At 69.3% G+C, this 2,914-nt stretch carries 3 protein-coding genes; 2 read left to right on the plus strand and 1 reads right to left on the minus strand.

The window, feature by feature from the left end:
- Nucleotides 1-1,224, plus strand: a 1,224-nt coding sequence (locus AB0E94_RS52605; protein ID WP_360344453.1) for a hypothetical protein, incomplete at its 5' end; no start/stop codon positions are given.
- A 121-nt stretch (nt 1,225-1,345) separates the two neighbouring features.
- Here AB0E94_RS52605 and AB0E94_RS52610 read toward each other — a convergent pair.
- On the minus strand, nt 1,346-1,741 hold the full coding sequence (locus AB0E94_RS52610; protein WP_350823549.1) for a hypothetical protein: 396 nt from the start codon (nt 1,739-1,741) through the stop codon (nt 1,346-1,348).
- Nucleotides 1,742-1,936: 195 nt separating this feature from the next.
- On the opposite strand from AB0E94_RS52610, the gene AB0E94_RS52615 reads away from it, so the two are divergent.
- On the plus strand, nt 1,937-2,683 hold the full coding sequence (locus AB0E94_RS52615; protein ID WP_360344456.1) for a recombinase family protein: 747 nt from the start codon (nt 1,937-1,939) through the stop codon (nt 2,681-2,683).
- Nucleotides 2,684-2,914: the final 231 nt, after the last annotated feature.

Genomic DNA, 2,914 nt, shown 5'->3' on the forward strand with positions numbered 1-2,914 from the left:
GTCCAGCGGATCCGGGAACGTCAAACGGCGATCGACGCGGCCGGCAAGAAATTGGCCGCTGAGGGCACCCCGGTTATCGATCCGATCAAGCAGTTCGGCAACGACTACTGGCCGCGCCGCCTGACCGGAGAGAAGGCGATCACCGCCGCCCGCAAGGCCGGCGAGCTAGCCGCAGGTGTCGACTCGTGGGGCGCGGTCACCTACTACTCGACGGGCCGGAAACCGAAAGCCGCGGACAACCGCAGCCCCGCCGAGCAGCAGCGGATCACCGACGACCGGGAGCGTCGGAGGGCCATGACCGCCCGGTCGGAGGCTGCGGCCGTGCTGGCCGCCCGGGCGCCGAAGGTGCCGAAGTCGGCGGCGGACATTGTCGACGCCTGGTTGTGGGCGCCGGGCAATGAGTGCGCCCAGCTCGCCCACCGGTGGCTGGTCGCTGCTGGCGTCGGCCCGGACCCAGCGCTGCCCAACTACAGGTGGTGGGAGGACGTCCGTCGAGCGGACTGGCCGACCCGGGTGCACGCCGCTCACGCACTCGGCATCGCCCGCCGCGAGGTGCAGGCTCGGGCTACCTACCGGTCCTGGAACGAGGGGGACAAGGAGTGGCTGGACCGCCTCGTCGAGGAGGCCGGCTACACCCCGACCGAGTGGGAGCAGGCCCGCCTAGCCGCCATCGAGCCGGCCGCCGGCGAGACCGCCGTCGACCAGGTCGACGCGGAGGTGCCGGCGCGGGTGTCGCTGGCCTACGACGCCGAGGACGCCTGCTGCTGGCTGCTGTTTTACGACCTGGAGGTCGACAAGCCGGCTGCGTGCGCGGAGCACCTCACCGACCCCGACGACGTCGACGGCGCCCAGGCATGGGCGGCTGAGGTGTTGGCCGAGCGGTACCGGATTGAGGTCACCGGCTGGGCCGACGGGCAGTTGCTGCCCGGCCGGCCGGCGTACCTCGCGGTGCACGCCGGCGATCCCACCGCAGCGGCGGCCGGGACGGGCCCGGTGGGGGAGTGGCGGCTGGTGCACGACCCGGACGACGACGCGTGGCTGCTCCTGGCCGACGACAAGCCCCACGCCGACCATGACGCGCTGCCTGCCGCCAGCGTCGACGAGGCGTGCCAGTGGGCCACCACCGTGCTGGCCGACGTCGGCGTGGTCTGCCACGGCTGGACCATCCGCGCTGACGGCAACGCGGCGCTCGAGTACGTGGCCGACCTGACGGGGGAGTGCTGACCTGGACCGACCGTGGTGATTCCGCGTAATCGCCCCGGCTGTCGAGTGATGACGAGCGGCCCGAAGGAGATTCGGACCGCTCGTCATGTCGGTGGTGAGGAGATGCTGGTTCGCTGCGCGGTCAGGTGGCTGGGGATGCCGAGGCGCTGGGGGCCGTAGGGGGCGCGGTGACGGGCACCGCAGTGACGGCGTCGACGCCGTCGACGTCGGGCTTGGGCTTGAGTTCGCCGGTCATGCAGCTCTTGATGAATGCCTCTTCGACCCGGTCGCGCCACTTCGCGGTTGAGCCCATTTCGTCGTCACGTGGCGGCGACTGGTCGAGCAGCTCGTAGCCGATCGCGCAAGCGTCCTTCGAGGGCGCCGTCTTCTGCTCGTAGAGCTTGACCCGGTAGTCGATGCCCTGCTGGGACACCTTGTCGAGGTACTGCATGCGCTCGTCGTACGAGGCGTGGCCACACCCGGTTGCGCCCAGCATCGCCGCGAGCGCCCCGCTGGCGGCAACAGTCCGAAATCTCATGAGCGCAGAGTGTAAGGGTAGGGGCGACGGGTCTCGATGCCCCGCCGTGGCGAGCGCGCGGGGCGTCTCGTTGCCGACGTGGTCGGGGCGCTGTCCGGGAATCGATCGTTTTCCGGACAAGATCAAGATGTTCGTCGGGGCGGGCAGATCGTGTCCGAAAAACCCGTCCGAGAAATCGGCGTGTCCAACAATACGATGACTGGTTTCTTGGGCAGTCTGGACGGCGTGACCGTCACCCCCATGCCCGCCGAGAATGATCCCCTCGCCCCGACGCCGCTCGCAGGCGTGCTCGTCGGCTACGGGCGGGTCTCCACCCGCGAACAGAATCTCGCCCGACAGCAAACCGCACTGACTGCGGCCGGCTGCGCCAAGTGCTTCTTCGACAAGGCCTCCGGCAAGAACACCGACCGGCCCGAGCTGGCCAGGATGTTCGAGTACATCCGGCCCGGCGACGTGCTCACCGTCGTCTCGCTCGACCGGCTCGGCCGCTCGCTGGAAGACCTGATCGGCATCGTCGGCCGGCTCAAGCGCCACGACGTCGGCTTCCAGTCCCTGCACGAGAAGCTCGACACCACCACCGCAGGCGGGATGTTCGTCTTCCACGTCTTCGCCGCGCTGGCCGAGTTCCTACGCACCATCATCGTGGCCAACACCAACGAGGGCCTCGCCGCCGCTCGCGCCCGCGGGCAACGCCTCGGCCGACCGCCAGCCATGACCCCGGAAAAGGTCGCGTACGCGCTCCAGTTGCTCGCCGAGCCCAACCGCTCCATGTCCTCCATCGCCAAACTGCTCGGCGTCTCCCGCAGCACCCTCTACAAGGCCCTACCCGAACTCACCCCACCGCAGCTCGCCAGCCAACCCACCTCGCTAGTCCTGGCCCCGCCCACCACCGGCCAGCACGACGAGCTGCTCGCCGCGCCACCCCGGCTTCTCACGTCGTAAGGCGGACCTGGGCAAGACAAGCCAGACAGCGAACCTGTGCCACCCGCCATCGATCCGATCGAACGTGAGCCATCCCCGTGCTCTACTCCTTGAGAGACAGAAGCTTCTCGACTCGTCCACCTCTCATGAGGAGGAGCTACGTGCCGAACGCTGGCGATCGTGACACCGCCCACCGAGTCCCCGTTTCCGCGTACGTGGTCATGCTGGGTTGGCATGGCCTGGGGGACGGTC

Source organism: Actinoplanes sp. NPDC026670, assembly GCF_040638175.1.
Lineage (GTDB): Bacteria > Actinomycetota > Actinomycetes > Mycobacteriales > Micromonosporaceae > Actinoplanes.

Coding starts and splice junctions, on each gene's coding strand:
- AB0E94_RS52615 (WP_360344456.1), top strand. CDS start 1,937: ATGACTGGTTTCTTGGGCAGTCTGGACGGCGTGACCGTCACCCCCATG.
- AB0E94_RS52610 (WP_350823549.1), bottom strand. CDS start 1,741: ATGAGATTTCGGACTGTTGCCGCCAGCGGGGCGCTCGCGGCGATGCTG.